This window comes from Anaerostipes sp. Marseille-Q3525, from assembly GCF_018223505.1.
In the GTDB taxonomy this organism is placed as follows: Bacteria; Bacillota; Clostridia; order Lachnospirales; family Lachnospiraceae; genus Anaerostipes; species Anaerostipes amylophilus.
The window spans coordinates 38,682-62,765 of sequence record NZ_JAGTTT010000006.1; the positions used below are offsets into that span (position 1 = coordinate 38,682).

The window sequence follows — 24,084 nt, forward strand, 5'->3', positions numbered from 1 at the left end:
CAAAACCAAATACAATAAAAATTCCTAGAAATATTAACAATTGAATTATATTTTTACGAAATGTTTTTAATCGCAATTTTTTTTCATCCTTTTTCTCCTTGTACCTTGATTGTCTCTACTCTTCTGTCACTAAATTATCAAATTCACATTTCTCAAATTCCTGAATGGAAATATTTTTCTTATTTGGATTTGCATATACAAAAGTTTTATCTACATTTTCCAGATAATTTTGAATTTTATCGTTTGTCGCACTGATGATCGCCTGGAATCCAAGACTCCTTATCAGGTCGATACAGCTTGCAACTTTCTCTGCATCCATCTTAGAAAACGCTTCATCTAAGACCACCAGTCGGATACTTGGATTTCTGCGTACTTTTGGTGAAAGATGAATTCCATAGGTCTGTGCAAAACTTGCAAGAAGAGCAACGTATAATGGGTTCTGTCCTTCTCCACCGGAGTTTTTCTTGATCATCTTGCTTAATCCGATCGTTAATTTTTCATCCCCATCGACGATCTGTTCCATATCAAAAGATAAATATGTACGATAGTCAGAATATTTCTTCATATCATGTTTTGCATTTTCTAATTCTTCGGCACTTGCACCTTCTGGCGGGATAAAGATTTCGATCAGTTCATTCATCAACTCTCCATATTTATTTTCATGTTCCATAGAGAAAAGATTCATCTGGTCATCCATTGTTGTATTTAAAACAGATGGGTCGATATTCAGGGAATCATCCATAAACATTGAATAATATTTTCCGTCAGCGCCTGTATTTCTTGTGATCTTAAACTGATATTTATCTTTACCAAAATCAAGGCCGCTGATCATACGGTTTAATTCATCTCTTCGCTGATAAGCTTCACGGATTGCACTTCGGATCTTATAGACAAAGTCATCTTTAAAATGTTCCATCGCTGTCTTTGCCTGTTTTGCAGCTTTTTCACGATAGATTTCCATATGATCAGAAGACAATTCATTGTAAAGTTTATCATATGCATCATTATTCTCATCAATAGCTGAAAATGTACGGTTTGGATACTCTCTTAAATATGCCGTTCTGACTTCCACAAGTTTTCGATATTCTTCTTCCTTCTTCGTTCCAGCATCATAGTATTTTCTTGCTGCACGTTTTTTGAGACGTTCATAGTCGTCTGTATCTGTCTTCTCGATTTCCTGTGTAAACTGCTGGTCATACTCTCCATTTGCTGGTAATTCATTCTGTGCACGGATCAATGCTTCATTCTGATCAATGATCTGCTGTCTGCATTCTTTTAATGCATTCTGTGTTGCCCAGATCGTTTCTTTCATCTCATTGATCTCTCGTTTGCAATCTTCCTGTGTTGCCCTGTTCTGGTCTCTTTCCTCTTCCAGACCTTTTAAGGCACCTTCTCTTAATTTCGTCAGCTGATTTTCTAAATCTTCATATTCTTCCTGACGTTTTTTCGCACGTTCCAGTGTTTCCTGTTGTTTTAGATACTCTTCGGCTGGCTGTGGAAGATATTCATACTTTAAGATAACGTCTGCACTTAAAACTTCTTTTTCCAATGGATCTATCTTGTCAAAGATCTTATCTTTTTCTTTTTCTAATTCTTTGATCCTGTGGCGTAAACTATTATCTCCAATGTAAGAGTTTCTTGTATACTGCTTTGGATCTAATCGTTTTAACTGGAAGTTCTTATATAACATTCCATCTGGTGTGATACCTGTATGACATTTTCTTAACTCATCGATCGTTTCACATTTGATCACTCTTCCCATTAATGATTCTATCAACTTTTTCACATAAGATTCTTCTGCAAGAACTTCTTCTGATAACGCATTTTCCTCAACTTTGATATCCTGCTTGTTAATCTTCTGCGTATCTGCAATCGAAATCCTCCAGTATTTCTTCTGATCCATATCACGATAGATTTCCATGGCATCTTTAACGTATTTCGGTTCCACGATCAATGTCAGTTTATTGGATCCTAAATAACCTTCGACTGCTTTATGCCATGTCTCATCTTTCATATCAAGAAGGTCAGCAAGTACATTTACTTTTACAAAATTCCCTCGTTTTTCACTTAATTTCGTCTGTAATTCATATCTTGCATCGAGAACTTCTTTTGGATATGCTTTGTTACCCTTTTTCAGTTCTTTCAACTCATCTGAAATGGATTTCTCCTGTTTCTTTAAAGCTCTTAATGTGGATGTATTATCCTGTCGTTCTTCTTCGGTTTCTTTTCTCAAGATATCCAATGTATGTTTCAAGCGATTCAAATCATCTTCTGTGATATTTCCCTGTTCAAATTTCTCAATATCCCAGATTGCCTGATTTGGTGTGATATCAAGCTCGCACCATTTTTTTAAGCTTTTTGATGTCTGTTCCCAACGCTGTACAGAATGATTTAGCTGTCCTAATAATTCCTGAACGTCTTTCTTTCTCGTTGTGATCTGATCATATCCACTTCCTGCGATCTGTGCTACCAATGCATCGTATTCTTTGGAAAGTTGTTCCAATTTCTTCTCGAGGACCGTCTCATTTTCTTCCTCTGTCTTTAATTCCTTTTCCCCATCTTCAATCTTTTTCTGTAATAAATGAATGTCTGATTTTAATTTTAAAACATCCAGTTTATTCATGCGGTACTGGCAGTAATCCTGTTCTTCTTTTTTGATCTTAAATTTATCAAAACTGTCTTTGATTTCTTCTAAACTCTTTGCTTCTTTTAATGTATCTTCGATCCTCTGGCGCATTCTTCCATACTGCATGACACTTTCCTGCATGTCTTCAATATGAATGTCCTGCTCCATGCAAATATATTCTTTCACAAAATCTTCGAGTTTGATGTTCATTTTAAATGGGATTGCACGTTTAAACAATCTTGGGAATTTCTCCATATCAAGACCGCCAAGATAAATATCATACATCTGTTTTCGGAATCTCTCGTTACTTGTTCCAAAATAGAAATCTTCTTTTTTGAAATTCTTCTGCATATATTTGCGAAGTTCAGAAATCGTCATTGCATGTTCTTCAGTACGATAATGATTTTCTAAAATACCACCTTTATGCCAGAAAAATAATCGGGATGTATCATTTCTTGCTGTATCTACGTCAAATACAACTCCTAAACATTCTTTTTCCTCTGATTCTGTCTGAATAAACTCAAGCACAATCGTTGTGGAGAAGTTTTTATTTCTTAAATAAGTAACTTCGTCTTTCTCTCCAACCGCAACCATTCCTCTTAAATACTCGATCAGATTTCGGTCGGAATCATCTGCTGCCGCTTTGTTAAAGAATCCACGGCCATCTGTATTTGCATATAACACGATCTGCATCGCATCGATCACAGTTGATTTTCCACTTCCGGAATGTCCGGTAAAAAAGTTGATTCCGTTATTAAATGTTAATACTTTCTGATCTATATAATGCCAGTTATTCAGGCATATCTTCGATAGTGCCAAAAACGGCTGATTCGTCTTCACTGAACTCACTGTCTATTCCCTCCTTACTGAAACTTTCGATCAATCTGCGGATATCATCGCCTAGTAACACAACATTCACGCATGGATAGATCATCATTCTTGTTTCTTCGTTTAATTCTTCTAACACATCGAGAGGTTCGATAATCTGATATCTCTTTAATAATGCAATGGAACGTCGCATCTCTGTAATCGATGGAAGTGTGTTCATTAAATGAAAATCGTTGATCTTCTCATGGATTTCTCCTAAGGATGTATACACACTTGTATTTGATGATGCCTCTGCCATATGTTCATCGTACAATAATTTTAAGATCAAAAGATAAATGGTTGATAATCTGGAAATCTTTTCTCCGATCACGGTTTCACCTTCAATATAAAAGACTCCAAGATGCAGATTTTCTCTTAATGTAATTCCTGAAATCTTAAAGTATTCTCTTAAAAACTCCTGATGCAGATCGACTGTCCTAAATTCTTTGTTGTATGTAAGTCTTCCACTTTTTTTATCGTATTTTCTTTCTAATATAAATGTCTGTCTCAAAAGAGTACGGATGACTTTGGTCACCGCATCTTTTTCTTCATCATTTAATTCATCATAGTATGGAATCATGATTTTGGTTCCCTCCTTACAAATGTTAATGCCGGGTAACGATAACTTCCATTATCGATCAACTCATCTTCTCTCTCAATCACTTTATATTTGCTGTTTCTTCTTGTGCTGTAATCATAAGCAAGAATCAGTTTCTCAAATGCTTCTTCATCGGTAATATCGATGTCTTTCACTTCCATATGGTCATCTTCCATATAAGATTCCACAAAATCTTCGATCTCTTCCTGACTGAATCTCGTATGAATCTTGTTAAGTCTTAGCACATCTTCTCTTGATAATTCTTCCTGCTGCTGTTCTTCCTCTACCTGACTTGCAAAGTCTCTTCGTTTTCTCTTCTTATATAAAGACTTCTCTGAAAGCACTTCGAAATGAGATAAGTTCATGCTCTGACCGACTTTCTCAATCTTTTCCTCGCTGTCCTTCGAATCACCGATCGTCTTTAATAACTGGATCATTAGACCTCGTGTGTCGGATTCTCCATTTAACATGTAATTCATACGGGTTACCGTTGCCCTGATATATTTGGAATGTTCTTTATCCATGTTGGAAATTCGATGTTCAATATCATCAAATCCACGCTCGATCGCATTGATGATGCTTAGGACATCTTCACCTTTTTCTTTGTCTGCTTTCTTCTGTACCTGCTCCATCCATAGAATGTCTTCTCGCATTTCTCTTAAACATTTCTTGATGTCGTTTTTATATAGATAGAAGTTATCATTTGTCTTTAAAATATGGTATTTCTTCTCGACAATCTCTTCGACATATCCTTCCAAATGTTCTGCCAACACTTCTTCATATGATTTCTGTTTTAGCAGTCGGCTAAAGAAATGATCCATGTTGTGAAGCATATCCTGCAGGGCTTTATTTAATTTCTTTGTGTTAACTAATGCTGTTTTTAACATGGCTAAGTTCATCTTCTTATCATGCCAGAATGAAAACAATGTCGCGTATACATTCTGGATGTAGATTTCTGTGTCATCTGTTGATGGATTGACCAGTTCCTCAAATGCTGTTAAAAATACCGCTGCATAATCTGGAATAATGATATTGGTCGTTAATGTTGAGAAATCCTCAATCCTCTTTAACCAGCCAGTTTTGATCAGCCAGTTTAAGATCCTGTTTGGCGGTGTCTGGCTTGCATCAGTTTCTGATTCAAATTCTTCAGGCGATAACCAGATCCGCTGGCTTTCGTTCCAGTCTTCTAGTACCTGAAGGCATACTTCTTTACTTAAATAATAATTGTTATATTCATATTCTTCGTTGATCTTTAGCAGAGCTTCCATGTAAAGTTCCCTGTTCATCGAACGAAATAAACTCCAGAATGAATCTGGAATATCGTAGGCAAATTTCATATGTAACTTCCTTCTTTGATCTAACTTCTTTCTTAGGTTATATATTATTCTCTGACTCTTTATTTTAACCGATTCAATTGACCTCGTAAAGTGATTTTCCGTGAAATAGCAATTGACACAAGTCTGATTTCGGACTATAATTATTATAATTTTCTAGTCTGATTTCGGACTATATATTATTACTATATTTCAAGAAAGGAAATTACTATGAAATCAAAACAAAATCGTGCCTTAAAAGAATTTGATTCTCTCTATAAGATGATCGATGATGTCTACCATGAAATTGCTCTTTCCATGCATCTTACAGATTCCGCATTTCTCATTTTATATTGTCTGTTAGAACTTGGAGATGGATGTTCTCAGAAAGATATCTGCAAACTTTACTCTATCTCAAAACAAACGATAAATTCTTCTGTGAAGTCTCTAGAAAATAAAGGATTTTTAACCCGCAGATCAGGAGCTGGAAGAGATATTCATTTATTCTTTACAGAGTTTGGACGAAAATTTTCTGAAGAACATATTGGCCCTGTCTTTGACATGGAAAATGCAACATTTGCAGAAATGGAACCTTCCGAGTGTGAGCTATTGCTTTCTCTTACAAGAAAATATATCCAGATTTTAAAGGAAAATATGAAACAATATATCTTAGAGGAAAAGGAGATTTAGTTTATCATGAAGATTCAGTTATCGGATCATTTTACTTACAAACGTCTGATTCGTTTTGTATTTCCATCGATCATTATGATGATCTGTACTTCAATGTATAGTATCATTGATGGATTATTTATTTCCAATTTCGCTGGGAAAACTGCTTTCGCCGCAGTCAATCTGATCTTGCCTGTTGCAATGGGTGTCGGGGCGATCGGATTTATGATCGGTTCTGGTGGAAGTGCGATCGTTGCAAAAACGCTTGGTGAGGGCAAAAAAGAAAAAGCAAATGAATATTTTTCTATGCTGATCTTTACTGCCTTGATCGGAGCTACGATCTTATCTGTCTTTGGGTTTATATTTATCCGTCAGATCTGTATGGTGCTTGGTGCTCGTGGACAGTTGCTTGAATATGCAGCAACTTATGGCCGTATCATGTTTGTATCACAGCCGATGTTTATGATGCAGACAATCTTTTATAACTTCTTTATTACTGCTGAGAAACCTTCTTACAGTCTTCGCATGTCTTTGATCTCTGGTGTGATTAATATTGTATTTGACTATCTTTTTATCGGAGTTATGCATTATGGTGTTGCTGGTGCTGCGGTTGCAACTGCAATGGGTGAATATGTTGGCGGACTTGTGCCATTAATCTATTTTGCCCGCAAACATAACAGCAGCCGTCTTCGCCTTGTGAAACCTGTCTGGAGAAAAGATATTTTATTAAAGACTTGCTTAAATGGTTCTTCAGAGTTTATGACAAATGCCTCTTCTTCTGTTATAAATATGCTTTATAATACACAGTTAATGCGACTTGCCGGTGCGGATGGTGTTGCTGCTTATGGAGTTATTATGTATGCGAACTTTATCTTTGCTGCAATCTTCCTTGGATATTCCATGGGAAGCGCACCGATCACCAGTTATAATTATGGAGCTGGAAATCATTCGGAATTGAAAAATATGTTGAAGAAAAGTTTATCATTAATTGCCGGAACTGGAGTTTTCCTGACTTTGATCTCTGAGTTTTTTGCTCATCCGTTAATTAATATCTTTGTTGGATATGATGCGGATCTATTTGCTATGACATTACATGGATTTAGATTGTATGCTCTCGTATTCTTGATCAATGGATTTAATATCTGGGCTTCTTCTTTCTTTACGGCTTTAAATAATGGAATTGTTTCTGGGATCATTGCTTTTCTTCGAACTTTGTTGTTTCAGATTGGATGTATTCTGCTGCTGCCACTTATACTTGGATTGAATGGAATTTGGATGGGAGTTGTTATAGCGGAGATGTTGACTTTAATTGTTACGGTTTATTTTTTGCGGAGCCGAAGGAAAGTTTATCATTATTAATTTTTGGCGGTTATTTTTCTGTCTTGGCATCATGATTCTTTTGATACTCGTGTGATTCCCGTCATGATAGCTCGTTCAAGATATGGATTTGTTTTAAATGTTGCATTAAATAAACCTCTCATAAATCCGGTAAATTCATCCCAATATCCATTGATCATCTACAATGATATTCTTTAAAAGCAGTTTAACATATTCATATTTAATATTTTTTGTCCTTTATTTGACATTTATATTTATTTTTGTTAATATATTCCATGTAAATATTTTACAGACATATGAATCTCCTATTTTTCTATGATCACATCTCAATCTGTTCTCTATAAATATTTCATTTCTTAGATTTTACATCAAGTTTTCTATATTAATACTTGATGTAAACCGCATTTCAATATACAATGAAAGGAGAAACTCATGAATCAAACAAAATCAAAAAATTTGATTCGAATTGCAGATGAACTTGAGGAAACCCCTGAAAGCATTCAATTATTATATGACTGCGTAAAGGAACATTTACAGCAAGATAACGAAGATATTTATGACATTTATAAAAATATGAAATAATCAATCTTTTCATCAAGGTAACTAATCTCTGTGTTTAGTTACCTTGATCTTTATTTTACGTATAAATCAAGTCGTATTATACTAAAATCATAACGAAATAGAAAGAGATGATCAAAAAAATGAAACGAATTGATTTTGAAAATGGATCAGTCACTAAGAATATCTTTGCGGCAGCACTCCCTATGCTTGTTGCTCAGATTTTAAACTTATTATATAACATCGTCGATCGTATCTATATCGCACGAATCCCACATGTCGGAACTGCTGCCCTTGGTGCTGTTGGACTTTGTTTTCCGGTGGTTGTAATTATCACTGCTTTCGCCAACCTGTTTGGAAGCGGTGGTGCTCCGTTATTTTCTATCAGTAGAGGTCAAAAGAAAAATAAGCAGGCTGTTCATATCATGAATACTTCATTTACCATGGTTTGTTTTAGTGCTGTCGTATTGATGATGATCGGGCTTTTCTTTGCACGCCCACTTTTAATATTATTCGGAGCTTCCCGTGATGCTCTCGTGTATGCTTTTCCTTATATGATGATCTATCTGATCGGTACACTGCCATCGATGATCGCGATTGGAATGAATCCGTTTATTAATGCTCAGGGTTATTCAACAACTGGTATGCTTTCCGTTGCGATCGGTGCCGTTGCCAATCTGCTGCTCGATCCATTGTTTATTTTTGTATTTGGACTGGGTGTACGAGGTGCTGCGATCGCTACTGTGATCTCTCAATGTCTGTCTGCTTCTTTTGTGTTATTCTTTCTTACAAAAAAAGCAGAATTAAAAGTACGTTTTCTTAAGAAACATGAATTTTCAGAGAGTATCGGTTACGCCAAAAATATCATCAGTCTTGGAACTGCTGGTTTCATCATGCAGTTAACAAACAGTCTGGTAAGTATTGTCTGCAACAATGTACTTTCTGTCACTGGAGGAGATATTTATATTTCTGTTATGACAATCATCTCCAGTGTAAGACAGTTGGTAGAAACACCGATCTACGCTATGAACGAGGGTGGATCTCCAATTCTAAGCTACAACTATGGTGCCAGACGCCCAGCCAGAGTACGGAAAGCAATGATCATTATAGGCTCTATGATTTTATGCTATACAGCCGTTATGTGGAGTGTCATCATTTTAGCTCCTGGTGCATTGATCCGTGTATTCAGCTCCGATGCTGCACTTGTGAAAGATTCCATTCCTGCATTGAATCAGTATTTTGCTGCATTTATCTTTATGGATCTGCAGTATATTGGACAGACGGTGTTTAAATCATTAAATAAGAAGAAACATGCCATCTTTTTCTCATTGCTTCGTAAGGTAATTATTGTTGTTCCCTTGACTTATTTTATGCCTTATGTGTTACATATGGGAACTTCTGGAGTGTTTTTGGCAGAGCCTGTTTCTAATGTGATCGGTGGAGGGCTTTGCTTTGTTACGATGCTTTGTACTGTGTTGCCGGAATTGAAGCAGATGGAGAAATTTTAATTTGTGGTTGATGACGGAAATTATTGGTGGAATATTCATCAAATCGGTGTTCATAAGTTCCTTTAATCTTATGTCCGTCACATATACGAAAGCCTACAATCGCAAAACAGATTTTTTACTTCTTAACTCCCATATCGTCTTCCCTAAACTGATCAAATGTTCTCATCTGATATGTAGAATTCGTAAATGAGCATCCACGATACATACAATCCACTACATAATTGATCTCTTTATATTCATCTTTATAATCTGAATCAAAGAAATTGATCTGCATCATGTAGTCTTTTTTTCCATCGCTTGTGAGCAGTACATATTCACATTTTGTTTTGTCGCTGTCTAAATATCCCATGACGATCATGCTTGATTTACCTTGATATAGTTTTGGTGTTTTGCCGCCTTGTGGGTATGCGTATGTGACGTTCTTTATGGATTTTTTCTTTTGTTTGTATAATTTCTGAACGCTTTTTACTGCATTTCCTAATCCTGCTTTTTGTGATGAAATAACTGCTTTGATCTCGTAATCATCGGCTTTATCACTGTTTGCGTATTCTAATGTGTATTGATTTCCTGTTTTATTTACATAACTGCGGTTAAACAGGTATTTTGGATAGGCGAATTCAAATGAGTTGTCCTCGCTGCTTACATACTGATAATCATCGCTGTCTGTGCATGCGGATAAATCCATGTCTTCGTTGTCTGTGTAGGATAATACTTGTGATTTCTCTGTGCTATCCTTGGCATCGGCTACATCTTCTCCTGCGTTATTTTTTGTTGCTTTCTTTTCCGTTGTTTTTGCTGATGTTTTGTTCTCGGTTGTTGCTGTAGCTTCTTTTTTGTCTTCTGATTTAAAATATTGGAATCCAAATATTACAACAACGACAACGATCACGCATGCGAAAGCAATGATCCAGCTTTTTGATGATCGTTTTGGTTCATTTTGAGGTTCTGTGTAGATCTGCTGTTTGGGTTGTGCTGGCTGCTGTTTTGCCTGTTGCTGTGACGGTATTACCAGTTTCTCTCCACAGTTTGCACAGAATCTTGCATCATCTTTATTTTTGGTTCCACACTTCTTGCAATACATCTCTGTCCTCCTTAATTATTTTTCGTTCCACAGTAAATACAGAATATCGCATCTTCTTCTAAAAGTGCTCCGCAGTTTTTGCAATGTCTTGGTTCTGGTTGTGCTGGCTGTATTTCCTGTTCTTCTACTACTACTTTAGCACCGCAGCTTCTACAGAATCTATCTCCTTCTCTTAACGTACCACCGCAATTTGGACAGATATTCTCTTCTTGTTCTTCCTTTTCTTCTGGTAATTTACATCCACATTCTCCACAAAACAGACTGTCTTTTGCGTTCTTTGTTCCGCACTGTGGACAGATTTTTGGGTCTTCTAATGTCAGATCAAGAATCTGTTGTTCCATCTGATTAATCTCCTGATACTGGTTTTCAATTTCCTGACATAGTTCAGAAAAATCTCCATCTGGATTTTTTGCGTATTTTACATAATATACTTCTCCAAGTTTTGTAAAATTCTCCTGTATTTCTTTTTCTTTGTCTGCGATCTGACCTTTTATTGTATTAACTAATTCCTCTGTATTCTCAATGTTCTCTGGCATTGACATCTAGTTTGTCCCCCTTATATATTTTTAATTCTTTTAAAATCAGTATAGCATTTCTTTTTTTGCCTTTCAATTATTGGAAATGCGTAATATGAAAATATTAAACATATATCAACAAAAAGGAAAAGGACTGCTGATCACATTGATCGCTGTCCTTTTCCTAATAACCTAATAACTTATTTATTTTTGATTATTTAATCTTGATCGTGATAGTTCTTGCAGATTCCTTATCGCTATTGTAAATAAATACTTTCGTTGTTCCTGCTGCTTTACCTGCGATAATTGGGGTAATATTCTGTGTCTTACTTTCTCCTTCTGTCATTGTCACATCACTAAGACTTAATAACGCTAACTGCTCACTTTTTTTAATGTTGTGGTGCTCCATTAGGTTCTAATGTTCCTCCAACCTGTTTCTTCATTCTGAAACGGTAGAAGATGATTGTTGCTAATGTAGACACAACTAAGATTCCAACGAATACTGCGACATCCTGTCCGATCTGTCCATCCATGGATAGTGTATGACGAAATGCGTGTACTGTGTAGCTGAATGGCATATATTTGTGTAATACTGTGTAGAAGTGTGGTGCCATATCCAGTGGATAGGTTCCTCCTGCTGCACCTAACTGTACAACCATGAATACTAACATGACGAAACTTCCGACACGATTTAATAACATTTCTCCAAAGCAGATCAATGACATAAATGCCATAGATGCTAAAACTGCCATTCCAAATGTCTTTCCTACATAATGTGGTTCCAGTCCATTGATCCCCATCAGAACTGCTACCATGATCACTGCCTGAACAATTGACACTGCTGCCATAACTGTGACTTTGCTTAACCACCACTGTAGTCCACTCTTAACTTCTTCGTTTTTCTCCATCAAAGGATACATTAATGTAAATGCCATACATGCTACGAATAATCCAACAGACATCATGTAAGGTGCCATTGCGTGCCCATTGTTGTCAACATGTGAGTATTCTACATTCTTAGCTTTGACTGGTACTGCAAACATCTTGCTTGTCTTGTTTGTAGCTTTAATACTATTAACCTGATCTGCTCCCTTCTGTAAGGAATCTTTTAATGTCTTACTTCCACTTTGTAAAGTTCCGATCCCATTTCCTAAAGTTGTAGATCCTGCTGCAAGTTTGCTTGATCCATCTGCGATCTGTCCGGCTCCAGATGCTAACTGTCCGGCTCCGCTGTTTAATGTATTGTTGTTTGCAACTAAAGTTGCTGTTCCTTTTTTCAATGTTTTTGTTCCATTATAAAGCTGTGTTGTTCCTGACATAAATGTTGGAAGATTTGAGCTTACTTGGTTGATTCCATTGTTGAGCTGTTTAATGCTTTGGAATTATTCTTTAATGTTGTAAGTCCTGTATTTAAGCTGCTTACGCCTGCTGTGTAATTTGCAATTCCAATCTTTAATTGTCCTGTACCTGTACTAAGTCCAGATTCTAATGTTGAAATTCCTGTATCTACCTGTGAAGAACCACTCTTTAACGCTGTCAATGCCTGTATCATTCCCATTGTTTCTGGAGTTTTTCCATGCTTGTCTAATCCTGTTTTCACAGTTTCTAATCCTGAATACATTGAAGTTACTGCCTGTGAACCTTTTGGCAATACTTTTTCAGAACTTGATGCTAACGCTGATACCTGTTGTTTTACTGCGGCTAATGTTTCATCTGAAGAAGCAGACTGTGTACTTACTTTTGTTGTTGTAGTTGCTTTTTCCTGAGATGCTTTCTGTGCATTTGTATATGTTTCATCTACATCTTCTTCTACATCAGATGCTGCACTTTCAACTTCACCAATCTCTGATAAAAGCTGTTCCTTTTCTTCATCGGATAACTTGCTTAATGCAGAAGAATTTTTTAATTTACTTACTTTACTCTGTAATGTGTTAACTTTTTCTTTTACAGCTGCTGCACTTTCTGCCGCTTTTTTACTGTCTGTATTGTCTACTGTTGTTGTTGTAGTTTTTGTTGACTGTGTTGTTGCTGCACTTCCATTCAATGATTGATTTAATTTCTGAATACCAGCATTTAACTGAGTCATTCCAGCACTTAACTGCTGAATATCGGTTGATTCTGGAAGTTGTTCTCCAATCAGGTCTGAAGACTGTTTCGCTGCCTTTAATACTCCATCAATTCCAGTTGTTAAAGATCCTGTTCCTTCTTTTAACTGTGCAGTTCCACTTTTAATTCCCTCTGATAACTGGTCTACTCCTGATGTTAATGCTGTATTTTTAGCAACAAGCTGTTTGCTTCCAGCCTGTGCTGTGCTAACACCGTTTGTATACTTTGCGATTCCAATCTTTAATGATTTAGAACCAGTTGATAACTGTGTTGCCCCGCTTGAAAGCTGTGCAACTCCGTCTTTTAATGTCTTTGTTCCAGATTTTAATGATTTTGCTCCGCTGTCAACTTTGGCCACACCATCTGTATATGCTTTTAATCCTACAGAAAGTGATTTAGCTCCATTCTGGAATGTTAATGTGCTGGATGCGAGTTTGTTTAAATTCTGCTCAATTGTGTCATTTCCAGCTTTCAGTTTCTTCGCTCCACTTTCAATCTTTCCTGATCCATCGGCTGCTTTCTGGAACCCAGAGCCTGCAGTTTTGATCTGAGCAAATACTGTTTTTACATAAGTTTCTGTTACTTTTTCTCTGACTGACTTTTCAATCTTCGCCATAGCACTATCATCCATCTTGGATGCTACATAGTTTGTACCTGGATTTGTCTTGTATATCAGTTTCATCTGTTTTGGATTCTTATCCATTAATGTTGTTGCATTCTTTGAGAAGTCTTCTGGAATGGAAATGATCATATAATATTCTCCACTCTCTAATCCTTCTTTTGCTTTCTTATCACTTACAAAACGAAAATCAAGTGATCCTGAATCTTTCAGATTCTTCACCAGATCATCACCAACTTGTAATGTCTTACCCTCGTATTTTACCTTCTTATCGTGATTTACCACTGCTACTGGTAATTCGTCTGCATCTCCGTATGGATCCCACATAGATCCAAGGAATACAGATGTATAAATTGCAGGAATCGTAATGATCGCGATCAAAATGATAATCATCTAGGGGTTCTTTAAAATTTTCTGCCATTCTCTTTTTAACATGATCACAGCTGCTCCTTCCTTGCATTATTGTTACTATCAAAGAGGTTTCTTCTCCTTAAATCATTCGTTATTATATGCACTTTCTTGATAAAAGTCAACTATTTATTGAACGTTGGTCATTTTTATTTTTTGTACAATTGGTCATTTTTTGCTAAAAAGAGAAAAAAAATATTCTTCCTTTATATATATCTCATAAAAGAAGAATATTTCGTATCTTATTTACTTTCTTTTTTAATGTAGATCGGACGTTTCTTTGTCTCTAAATATGTCTTAGACAAATACATTCCTACAACTCCGATTCCAAGTAACTGAATTCCACTTAAGAAACTGATAACACAGATCAATGACGGCCATCCTGCGACCGGATCTCCAAATATTGCTGCTCTTATGACAACAAACAACAGGAATAAAAATGCGATGATACAAACGATCACTCCGATCAGTGATACGATCGTAAGCGGCACTGTGGAGAATGCAATGATTCCTTCTAATGCATATCGGAATAATTTCCAGAATGACCACTTTGTCTCTCCTGCTGCACGTTCTACATTCTCAAATTCAATCCATTTTGTTTTAAATCCTACCCATCCAAAGATACCTTTTGTAAATCGGTTATATTCTGGCATGGAAAGGATTGCGTTAACCATATCTCTCTTCATCATACGAAAATCTCTGGCTCCATCTACGATATCAGCATCAGAGATCTTATTGATCAATCCATAAAAACGTCTTGCGAAAAATGAGCGGATCGGTGGTTCTCCCTTTCTTGTAACACGTCTTGTTGCCACACTATCATATCCTTCTTCCTCGATGCTTCGGATCATCTCTGGAATTAAATGTGGCGGATCTTGAAGATCAACATCCATTGTCACAACATATTCACCATTGGCATGTTCAAATCCTGCATACATCGCAGCTTCTTTTCCGAAGTTCCTGGAAAATGATACATAATGAATACATTCATCCTGTTCGCTTAATTTCTTTATAACTTCTAATGTCTTATCTTTACTTCCATCATCGATAAAGATAATCTCAAAGTCAATTTTCCCTTCTTCTTGTTTCCTTACTTTCTGCATCTCCTCATAATAAAGCGGAATTACTTCCTCTTCATTAAAACATGGAACAATACAACTACATAACTTACTCATATGTGATCCTACCTTTAATTGTATATATCTTTCACTTACTTAGATAGTATATCACTTCTGTTTCGTTTTGTCTTTACTTAGTTTTTATCTAGGATTTTTTACATGATTCTGATATGATAATATTGTTTTTATTTACTATATATAGAAAGGAATAGAACAACCAACTATGATTCAAGATATTTACCCTCATAAATTAGACAATCACTACGATCCAGCCAAAAAACCTGATGCTGACAGTATCATTTTATATTTCACAAAGGATGGCCTTCTTCATCGTTTATTAAAGAAATCTGATCTGGAAGAAATGGGGCAGGAGAATCTCTTTTTGCCTGATGAAATGATCCATACTGGAGATGGCAGAAAACTTGCAAGGCCTACTCTTTTAAATGAAGAGGATTTATTTTTATCTTTTCCCCGCCTAAGTGATTTTGTAAATGATGCTCATGTTACAGAAGATACTCTTACTTATCTTTTTTCTGTTGACGATGATGATTACTTCTTATTAAATAAAGATCCTGAAGAGATTCCTGAAGGTTATAACTTCTGTACGGTACGTGATCTCCGCAATCAGCAGATCGGTCCAAAATACCGTACTTTTGCTGCGATCACAGGTCTGCATCTTTATAACTGGTACCGTACCAATCGTTTCTGTGGCTGCTGTGGTCATGAAACTGTCCATTCTTCTACAGAACGTGCCTTAAAATGTCCTTCCTGTGGCCATCTGATCTATCCAAGAATCGTACCTGCAGTCATTGTCGGAGTTAAAAATGGTGATAAACTTCTTCTTACCAAATACCGCAAGGGATTTACTCCATTCGCCCTAATCGCCGGATTTACAGAGATCGGGGAAACTCTGGAAGAGACAGTCTCACGTGAAGTTATGGAAGAAGCTGGACTTCGTGTAAAAAATATTCAGTATTACAAATCCCAGCCTTGGGGTGTTGTTGATGATCTGCTTGCTGGATTCTACTGTGAAGTTGATGGTGATACCGGCATTCATATGGATGCTTCTGAATTGAAACTTGCAGAATGGAAAACACGAGATGAGATCGAATTACAACCAAATGATTTTAGTCTGACAAATGAGATGATGCGTGAGTTTAAGGAAGGAAGAATTTAAATCACAATTTGACAAATTCTGTATCTATGCTATAATCACTCCTTAGTGCTCCCCTTTCCAAAGATACCATTTTCTGGTATTATTAAGAGTAACAGGGAGATGCCATATAAACCACAAGGCATACGAAAGGAGTTTCTTATGAGAGATGCTTTACGGGATGAAATGATCAAGAAGATCTGTATCAGAGATGCAGACAATATATTAGATGTCGGTTGCGGTGATGGTACTTTTTTACATGAACTGACTCGTTGGAAAGATGTTGAAGGATATGGAATTGATGAATCTGAAGATAAGATTCTTGAGGCAAGGTCAAACTGGCCAGACCTTCATTTTGAGACAAGCTACAGTGATTTCCTTTCTTTCGATGACAATAGTTTCCGTGTGATCACCGTTTGTGATGATTTCCATACATTCAAAGATCCACAGAAGTTTGTTAATGAAGCTTTTCGTGTTTTAATTCCTGGTGGAAGACTTTATATTGGTGAGTCTGCTCTGCCTGATGCTCTGCGAATTGTTTCTAATATTCCATCCTATTTAACTGCCGGCGACAACCGCAGACATTCTACATATGAGACTTTAGGATATTTTAAGAATGCAGGACTTACAAAATTCAGAGTATATAAGAAGAAACGTTTACTTCTTGTCTCTGCAAAGAAACCATTAGCATAGAATACGTAACTTTAAGATGGAGCGGTACAATTTGACCGCTCCATTTTTCTTATGCTTTAAACAACCATCCAAGATATTTATCTTTTGTAATTTTCTCAACTGCTTTTTTTCCTAAAAGTTTCTCCATCTTTTTTCTTGCCGTATTGTTAATTCTTACTTTGTCATCTTTTGTTACGCATAGATCTGGAAACATGACACACCACCAGTTATGTCCTTTTGCCTCTCCAAGATCAATTCTTAATGCATCGTAGATTCCTTCTGGAAATGTATATTGTCCGTAAGTTTTCTCTGGGAATTTTTCCTGTACAAAATGTACTTTTACCTTTTGTATAACTCCCTCTTTCTTTAATATTTCCTGTGCCGTATTTTTTATACTATCTTTTTGTTTTTTTAGGATGTCAAATGCTTCCTCTTTTGTATCTGCCTTATCCATCATCTGACTGACTTTGCTGATCACAGCATCTCTTACTTTTAATTTACACGCCTGATCAAAGCTGCTGTCACTGTTTGCTCTGACATGGAAACGGATCAGATTATTTTTTAAATTTTGCTGTATTTTGTTTTGTTGTATTTTATGAAAAGTATATCTTTGCCATATCATGATGCTTCCAGCAATTATGATAAAGAAAAGACATCCTCTGATCATGTTTTTTTTGTTCATGCTCAAAGGATGCCCTACTTACTTGTTTTTATTCATCATCATTTTATAATTGTCTGAAATTTCATACAAAAATATTTGTATTTTCTTAAAATTCTGGCTTGACGAATCTTATCAGTTATAGTAACCTAATACCCATGAGGTCATATGACTGACGGAGCACGTGGAATCAACCACATGGGAGTATGATCATTAATCGCCGGCCGTCTGGGCAATCTTGTCTGGACGTGCGGCGTTTTTTAGTTTGTTACTACATTTTAGACAGAATGAAACATCTGTCAGCCCTAAAAAATCACTCAATTTTTCTCTTTTTTAAATTTTTCACTTAACACGCTCCACCGTCCAGATTTATATTTGTAATAAAAAAAGAATCCTGTTATTTTTAGGATTCTTTTTTATACTATTTAAATCTTACAGATCTTCTACGATCTGCTCAACTGTCAATCGATTCTTCTTAAGCAATTCCTTCACATCATAGCGATCTAGCAATTCTTTCTTAACTCCATAATTCAATACTTTCATATCAGAATTACCATAAAATCTTGCAATCTTCTCGCCAAATCCACCTTCTAAGAATCCATCTTCTAATGTGATCACTACATCATGATCTTTCTTAAGACCTTCTAATAATGCTTCATCAATTCCTGTAATATAATATGGATTGATCACAGTTGCTTTTGTTCCTGTCTTTTCTTCTACTGCTTTCGCAACTTCACATCCCATGTTGTAGAATGTTCCAAGTCCGATGATCGCAACTTTGCTTCCTTTTTGTGTTACTTCATATTTATTTAACTGGCTGAAATCTTTTGTTACTTCTTTGCCATCTGAGATCATTTCCCCTCCTGGCAGTTTGATCGCTACTGGATACTGGTCCTGATCGATACTCCAGTCTAACATTGCCAGATATTCTTCTTTGGTTGTTGGGGCAAGATATACCAGATTCGGAATATTGCTCATCATTGGAATATCCTGTAATCCAAGATGTGTTATATCATTCATTCCATATACGGATCCCCAGAATGTAACGATCGTTGCTGGATTGCTGTCAATGCAGAGATCCTGTGTGATCTGGTCATATGTTCTCTGTACGAATGTTGAATATACTCCATAAACTGGTTTCCCACCACCTGCTGCGATTCCGGCTGCCATTGCCATTGCTGTTTCTTCTGCGATTCCAACATCAATAAACTGTTTTCCAGCTTCCTTACGTTTGTCTTCTGTGAATCCCATAACGGTTGGTGTTGCTGATGTGATGGCTACTACCTTTTTGTCTTCTCTCATTTTCTTTAAGAGATAATCTGCTGTTACACTTGAGAAATCTTCTCCTTCAAATGAATATAAAGGTTTTCCTGTTTCCACATCAAATGGAGCACAGTAATGCCAGTCTTCTTTATGTTCTTCGGCTAATTTATATCCTTTTCCTTTTTGCGTATTAATATGAACGACGACTGCTTTTTTTGTATCTTTGACCTGTTTGAATGCTTTGATCAGATCAGCAATTTTATTTCCTTCTTTGACATAAATGTAATCTAATCCCATGGCTTTGAAAAGATTGCATTCTGCTTCCCCATTTGTTTCACGAAGTTCTTTTAAATTTTCATATAATCCACCATGGTTTTCTGCGATCGACATATCATTGTCATTGACTATGATAATTAGATTTCCACCTAATTCTGCTGCGTAATCAAGTCCTTCTAAAGCTTCCCCTCCACTTAAAGATCCATCACCGATCACTGCGATCACATTTTCATCTTCTTCTTTTAAATCTCTTGCTTTGGCAAGTCCTAATGCAAGACTTACAGAAGTTGATGTATGGCCGATCGTAAAATGATCATGTTCACTTTCTCCTGGATTACTGTATCCTGATACATCATCATAATGTTCTTCGTATAAGAATGCATCTTTACGACCAGTTAACATCTTGTGTGGGTAAGACTGATGAGAAACGTCATATACGATCTTATCTTTTGGTGATTCAAATACATAATGCATAGCGATCGTTGCTTCTACCATACCAAAGTTTGGCCCAAAGTGGCCTCCATGCTTACTTAATTTTTCTAATAACGCCTTACGAATCTCTTCGGCAAGGACATTTAACTGCTCATCGGATAATTTTTTGACATCTTCTGGTCCATTGATATTTTCAATATACATGCTCTTTCTCCTTATCTGATTTTTATTCGTTTTTTTATTATATAAGTTGGAGTACACTCTAAGTCAAGATTTTTTATCTTTTCGAAATAGTAATTTAATGTTAAAATAATAACATACACTGAGCAAATAAATAATAAGAGGTGATACTTTGAAGAAAAAACTTACAATCCTTTGTGCTGTTGCAGTCATGATCTGCACATGCCTGACTGGATGTGGGGTTAATGCCGGGAAGATCCGTTTTGGGTCTGCTGGTATTGGTGGTACTTATCAGATTTTTGGTGATACTTTTGCAAACCTTGTCACATCCAAAAGCAAAAACTATAATATCGAAGTAAAAACAACTGCTGGTTCTGCGGCGAACCTTCGTCTGTTGTCAAAAGATTATATCCAGATGGCAGTTGCCCAAATGGATTTGATCAATGATGCATATGAGCGCACTGGTATTTTTGAAAATGATAAAAAATATCAAGGATATAGTGCCATTGCTTCGCTTTATACTGAAGCGTGTCAGATTGTCGTACCTGCTGATTCATCAATCCATTCTATTGAAGATCTGGAAGGAAAGAAAGTCAGTATTGGTGAGGAAGAATCTGGAACAGAACAGAATGCTATACAGATCTTAAGTGCTTACGGATTAAATGAAAAGCTTGTTGATGAAGTAAATCTTGATTACACAAAGGCCGCAAAGAAATTGAATTCTGGTGATATTGATGCTCTTTTCTGTACCGCTGGAGTACAGACAACTGTGATCAACGAATTAGCAAAGCAACGTAAGATCCGTCTTATCAGCCTTGACCAGAAAGGTATTGATCGTCTGAAGAAGTCTTATAAGTTTTACACAGAATACTCAATTCCTGAAAATACTTATACTGATCAGACTCAGCCTGTAAAAACTGTCGGTGTTAAAGCGGTACTTCTTGCAAGTGACAAGTTGTCTGAAGATACGGTTAAACAAATCACAAAGATTCTGTTTGCAAATGAACAGAAGATTCAGTATGCACTCCCTGTAGATATTTCTCTTGATGAGAAAACTGCTGTAGAGGGAATCACGATTCCATTCCATGATGGTGCAGCTGCTTACTACAAACAATATGGAATCACGGTAAATACAGAGAAAGGAAGCAATTAATCCGCTGCGGTATAAATAAATGACAATACAACTAGATATGTATCAGACGATCGCGGTCGCCGTAGTCGTTTTGATGTTAGGAAACTTTTTAAAACACAGAATTGCAATCTTAGAACGATTTTGCATTCCTGCACCTGTTATCGGTGGTGTTATCTTTGCAGTTTTTACATGTATCTGCTTTGTAACAGGAATCGCCGAATTTTCATTTGATGATATTTTGAAAGAAGTATGTATGGTATTCTTCTTTACTTCTGTTGGATTTCAGGCAAACTTAAAGGTATTAAAAAGCGGTGGAAAATCTTTGATCATTTTCCTTATGCTTGTGATCGCTCTGATCGTAAGTCAGAACTTCCTTGCAGTCGGCCTTGCCAAAGTACTTCATATCAGTCCTTTGGTTGGTCTGTGTACTGGTTCTATTCCTATGATCGGTGGTCATGGAACTGCCGGTGCTTTCGGCCCTGTTCTTGAAGACTTTGGTGTAAAAGGAGCAAGCACACTATGTACTGCTGCCGCAACCTTCGGTCTGATCGCAGGAAGTATCATGGGTGGACCTGTCGGCAAACGACTGATCGAGAAAAAAGATCTATTAAAAACTGCTATTCCTGAAGATGACAGCCTTTTGGTAGAAGAAGAAAAGAAACATGAACGTCACACCAGCATGTATCCAGCTGCTGTATTTCAGCTGATCATTGCTATTGGTATTGGAACGATCATTTCCAAGTTCCTATCCATGACAGGAATGACATTCCCAATTTATATTGGTGCTATGATCGCTGCTGCATGTATGCGTAACATCGGTGAGTATTCTGGAAAATTTACAATTTATATGGGTGAGATCAACGACATCGGTGGTATCAGCTTATCCCTGTTTTTGGGAATCGCCATGATCACATTAAAATTATGGCAGCTTGCAGACCTTGCACTTCCACTGATCACATTACTTGCAGGTCAGACAATCTTAATGTTCTTCTTTACATATTTCGTAATATTTAATATCATGGGAAGAGACTATGATGCTGCTGTATTATCTTCTGGTGTCTGTGGTTTCGGAATGGGAGCCACTCCAAACGCCATGGCGAATATGCAGGCCATCTGTGAACGTTATGTTCCATCTGTCAAAGCTTACCTTCTGGTGCCTTTGATCGGTAGTTTATTTGCAGACTTCTTAAACAGTCTGGTAATTACATTTTTTATCAATTTTCTATAATCTTAAAGGGAGTCAATGAAAATGTTTGGAAAGAGAAAAAAGAAACGTGATGAGATCAAAAAAAACCTCAGAGAAAAACTAGACTATAAAATGAAAAGCGAGAATGTTGCTATCCCAGAGATCCACACAAAGGATTTTGATGAGATAGAAGAACAAATTGATGAACAGGAAGTTGAAAAAGAAGAAGAACATTCTATTCTTTATGATAATGTAGCAATTCCTGAAGTTCATCTCCACAAAAAGAAAAAATGATCAAGTCTTAGATTTTATTTAAATCAACTATGAATCAAAAATGTCGTATGTCAAAATAATTTACTGACATACGACATTTTTATATATTATTTGATATTTATGCTTGTGCAATCTTTTTTCCGTACAATTGTTTTCTCACAAAGTAATAGCAGATAACCTGTAAGATGATCGTTATAATCCATGATGCCGGATATGAAATAAATAAAATATCTAACGACCTGTGACTTGGGAAGATCCAGAAGATCCATACGATTCTTGTTCCAACCGTTCCAATGATCGAAAGGATCATCGGCACACCAGAACGCCCCATTCCACGCAACGCACCTGGAAACAGATCCATGAATCCACATAGGAAATAGGTTACTGTTGTATATAATAAGATTTCCATTCCACACTGAATAACCTTTGGATTGCTTGTATAGATCGTCAAAAGTTTTGGTCCAAAGAAATATGCACTATTTCCAAGAATCATCATTGCTATAAATGATAAAATCAAACAATCAATCAATACTCTGTCCATTCGTTTCCATTTTCCAACGCCATAATTCTGGCTTGTAAAGCTCATACATGCCTGAGTTACCGCATTGACTGTCACATATAAGAAGCCAAAAATATTATTCGCCGCGGTATATCCAGCCATTGCGATCGAACCAAATGAGTTTACAGATGACTGAAGCAGTACATTTGAAAAGTTAATGACTGTGCTCTGGATTCCTGCTGGAATTCCTACTTGGAAGATTTGTTCTAAATACTCTACGTTAATCTTTAATTTTGAAAATCGCAACTGATAACTTGTCTGTGACTGATACAGGCAGCGTAATACAAGAACACTTGAAATAAACTGCGAGATCACAGTTCCGATCGCTACTCCAGCTACTCCAAGATGAAAAATGATCACCAGACACATATTAAGTCCTGCATTCGCGATTCCTGCTATGATCAGGAAAAATAACGGACGTTTTGTATCTCCAACGGCTCTTAAGATTGATGCACCATAATTATAAAGCATAAAAAATGGCATTCCCATAAAATAAATTCTCATATAAAGTGTTGAAAGATTGATTACATCATCTGGTGTATCCATCAGTTCTAACACTGGTTTTGCAAAGATCAAACCTACAAATACCATTATAATCCCGCTGATCAATGCAAGTGTGATCGCCGTATGTACAGTCTCTGACATCTCTTTGTCCTTACCCGCTGCATAAAATCTCGCTGATAATACATTTGCTCCCAATGAGATTCCAATAAACAAATTGGTAAACATATTGATCAGGGCTGTCGTAGAACCAACTGCTGCCAATGACTGGCTTCCACTAAATCTTCCAATTACGATAATATCGACTGCATTAAACATCAATTGCAGGATTCCTGATAACATCAATGGTAACGAAAATGATATTAGTTTGTCCATGATCGTCCCATTGCACATATCAATTTCATATTTACTGCGTTTTGTTATTGAACTCATAATTCATCCTCTTCTTATTATTTATAATGAATCTTTTCCAGAA

The 24,084-nt window shown here is 36.4% G+C and carries 21 protein-coding genes, 1 pseudogene and 1 riboswitch; of the genes and pseudogenes, 9 read left to right on the top strand and 13 right to left on the bottom strand.

The genetic code is table 11. The features are described from left to right. Positions 1-115: 115 nt before the first annotated feature. Genes KE503_RS04495 through KE503_RS04505 form a run of 3 tightly spaced genes read right to left on the bottom strand, consistent with a single transcriptional unit; the run spans position 116 to position 5,428 of the window. A complete protein-coding gene (locus KE503_RS04495) occupies positions 116-3,475 on the bottom strand; it encodes an SbcC/MukB-like Walker B domain-containing protein (RefSeq protein ID WP_330621881.1) in 3,360 nt (1,119 codons plus the stop codon). Next, the gene (locus KE503_RS04500) at positions 3,417-4,073 is read right to left on the bottom strand and encodes a DUF4194 domain-containing protein (protein ID WP_022375517.1); all 657 of its coding nucleotides are present in this window, start codon (positions 4,071-4,073) and stop codon (positions 3,417-3,419) included. The genes KE503_RS04495 and KE503_RS04500 overlap by 59 nt, the downstream gene beginning before the upstream one ends. Then, positions 4,070-5,428, bottom strand: coding sequence for a Wadjet anti-phage system protein JetA family protein (locus tag KE503_RS04505; protein ID WP_212384585.1), 1,359 nt, complete (start codon positions 5,426-5,428; stop codon positions 4,070-4,072). The genes KE503_RS04500 and KE503_RS04505 overlap by 4 nt, the downstream gene beginning before the upstream one ends. Positions 5,429-5,635: 207 nt before the next feature. Here KE503_RS04505 and KE503_RS04510 point away from each other — a divergent pair, with 207 nt between their 5' ends. Then, entirely contained in the window at positions 5,636-6,094 is a 459-nt protein-coding gene (locus tag KE503_RS04510; RefSeq protein WP_212384586.1) for a MarR family winged helix-turn-helix transcriptional regulator, read from the top strand. A gap of 6 nt (positions 6,095-6,100) precedes the next feature. Then, entirely contained in the window at positions 6,101-7,432 is a 1,332-nt protein-coding gene (locus KE503_RS04515) for an MATE family efflux transporter (protein WP_212384587.1), read from the top strand. Between the two features lie 32 nt (positions 7,433-7,464). On the opposite strand, the pseudogene KE503_RS04520 reads toward KE503_RS04515, so the two are convergent. Beyond that, a pseudogene (locus KE503_RS04520) lies at positions 7,465-7,587 on the bottom strand (AAA family ATPase); the annotation flags it as partial. A gap of 256 nt (positions 7,588-7,843) precedes the next feature. Here KE503_RS04520 and KE503_RS04525 point away from each other — a divergent pair. Continuing rightward, on the top strand, positions 7,844-7,993 hold the full coding sequence (locus KE503_RS04525) for a hypothetical protein (RefSeq protein ID WP_212384588.1): 150 nt from the start codon (positions 7,844-7,846) through the stop codon (positions 7,991-7,993). Between the two features lie 119 nt (positions 7,994-8,112). After that, positions 8,113-9,477 (top strand): MATE family efflux transporter, encoded by a 1,365-nt coding sequence (locus KE503_RS04530; RefSeq protein WP_212384589.1) that lies wholly within the window; start codon positions 8,113-8,115, stop codon positions 9,475-9,477. A 115-nt stretch (positions 9,478-9,592) separates the two neighbouring features. On the opposite strand, the gene KE503_RS04535 is transcribed toward KE503_RS04530, so the two are convergent. The 6 genes from KE503_RS04535 to KE503_RS04555 form a co-directional block, all read right to left on the bottom strand. Next, on the bottom strand, positions 9,593-10,558 hold the full coding sequence (locus tag KE503_RS04535; RefSeq protein ID WP_212384590.1) for a zinc ribbon domain-containing protein: 966 nt from the start codon (positions 10,556-10,558) through the stop codon (positions 9,593-9,595). Positions 10,559-10,569: 11 nt separating this feature from the next. Continuing rightward, positions 10,570-11,100, bottom strand: a complete 531-nt coding sequence (locus KE503_RS04540) for a zinc ribbon domain-containing protein (RefSeq protein WP_022375524.1) — start codon at positions 11,098-11,100, stop codon at positions 10,570-10,572. 187 nt (positions 11,101-11,287) lie between these two features. Then, positions 11,288-11,482, bottom strand: coding sequence for a hypothetical protein (locus tag KE503_RS04545; RefSeq protein ID WP_212384591.1), 195 nt, complete (start codon positions 11,480-11,482; stop codon positions 11,288-11,290). After that, a complete protein-coding gene (locus KE503_RS14435) occupies positions 11,463-12,353 on the bottom strand; it encodes a YhgE/Pip family protein (protein ID WP_249182959.1) in 891 nt (296 codons plus the stop codon). The genes KE503_RS04545 and KE503_RS14435 overlap by 20 nt, the downstream gene beginning before the upstream one ends. A gap of 59 nt (positions 12,354-12,412) precedes the next feature. Then, on the bottom strand, positions 12,413-14,191 hold the full coding sequence (locus KE503_RS14440; RefSeq protein WP_249182960.1) for a YhgE/Pip domain-containing protein: 1,779 nt from the start codon (positions 14,189-14,191) through the stop codon (positions 12,413-12,415). A gap of 257 nt (positions 14,192-14,448) precedes the next feature. Further along, positions 14,449-15,381, bottom strand: a complete 933-nt coding sequence (locus tag KE503_RS04555) for a glycosyltransferase family 2 protein (protein WP_022375527.1) — start codon at positions 15,379-15,381, stop codon at positions 14,449-14,451. A 166-nt stretch (positions 15,382-15,547) separates the two neighbouring features. On the opposite strand from KE503_RS04555, the gene nudC reads away from it, so the two are divergent. Together nudC and KE503_RS04565 are read left to right on the top strand one after the other, a co-directional pair. Then, complete coding sequence (gene nudC / locus KE503_RS04560) at positions 15,548-16,501, top strand: NAD(+) diphosphatase (RefSeq protein ID WP_022375528.1); 954 nt, start codon at positions 15,548-15,550, stop codon at positions 16,499-16,501. Positions 16,502-16,639: 138 nt separating this feature from the next. Next, positions 16,640-17,170, top strand: coding sequence for a class I SAM-dependent methyltransferase (locus KE503_RS04565; protein ID WP_022375529.1), 531 nt, complete (start codon positions 16,640-16,642; stop codon positions 17,168-17,170). A gap of 49 nt (positions 17,171-17,219) precedes the next feature. Here KE503_RS04565 and spoIIR read toward each other — a convergent pair whose 3' ends face one another. Then, entirely contained in the window at positions 17,220-17,771 is a 552-nt protein-coding gene (gene spoIIR, locus KE503_RS04570) for a stage II sporulation protein R (RefSeq protein ID WP_249182961.1), read from the bottom strand. 194 nt (positions 17,772-17,965) lie between these two features. After that, positions 17,966-18,048: riboswitch (ZMP/ZTP riboswitch) on the top strand. A gap of 191 nt (positions 18,049-18,239) precedes the next feature. Next, the gene (locus KE503_RS04575) at positions 18,240-19,982 is read right to left on the bottom strand and encodes a 1-deoxy-D-xylulose-5-phosphate synthase (RefSeq protein WP_212384592.1); all 1,743 of its coding nucleotides are present in this window, start codon (positions 19,980-19,982) and stop codon (positions 18,240-18,242) included. A 133-nt stretch (positions 19,983-20,115) separates the two neighbouring features. Between KE503_RS04575 and KE503_RS04580 the strand changes: the two genes are divergently transcribed. The 3 genes from KE503_RS04580 to KE503_RS04590 are packed head-to-tail and all read left to right on the top strand — an operon-like array spanning position 20,116 to position 22,570. Next, positions 20,116-21,111 carry a TAXI family TRAP transporter solute-binding subunit gene (locus KE503_RS04580; RefSeq protein ID WP_212384612.1) on the top strand — a complete coding sequence of 332 codons (996 nt, stop codon included), beginning with the start codon at positions 20,116-20,118 and terminating at the stop codon, positions 21,109-21,111. A gap of 19 nt (positions 21,112-21,130) precedes the next feature. After that, positions 21,131-22,318 carry a sodium/glutamate symporter gene (gene gltS, locus KE503_RS04585; protein WP_022375533.1) on the top strand — a complete coding sequence of 396 codons (1,188 nt, stop codon included), beginning with the start codon at positions 21,131-21,133 and terminating at the stop codon, positions 22,316-22,318. A 21-nt stretch (positions 22,319-22,339) separates the two neighbouring features. Next, positions 22,340-22,570 carry a hypothetical protein gene (locus KE503_RS04590; RefSeq protein ID WP_055196403.1) on the top strand — a complete coding sequence of 77 codons (231 nt, stop codon included), beginning with the start codon at positions 22,340-22,342 and terminating at the stop codon, positions 22,568-22,570. A gap of 97 nt (positions 22,571-22,667) precedes the next feature. Here KE503_RS04590 and KE503_RS04595 read toward each other — a convergent pair whose 3' ends face one another. Continuing rightward, a complete protein-coding gene (locus KE503_RS04595) occupies positions 22,668-24,041 on the bottom strand; it encodes an MATE family efflux transporter (RefSeq protein WP_022375535.1) in 1,374 nt (457 codons plus the stop codon). Positions 24,042-24,084 lie beyond the last annotated feature (43 nt).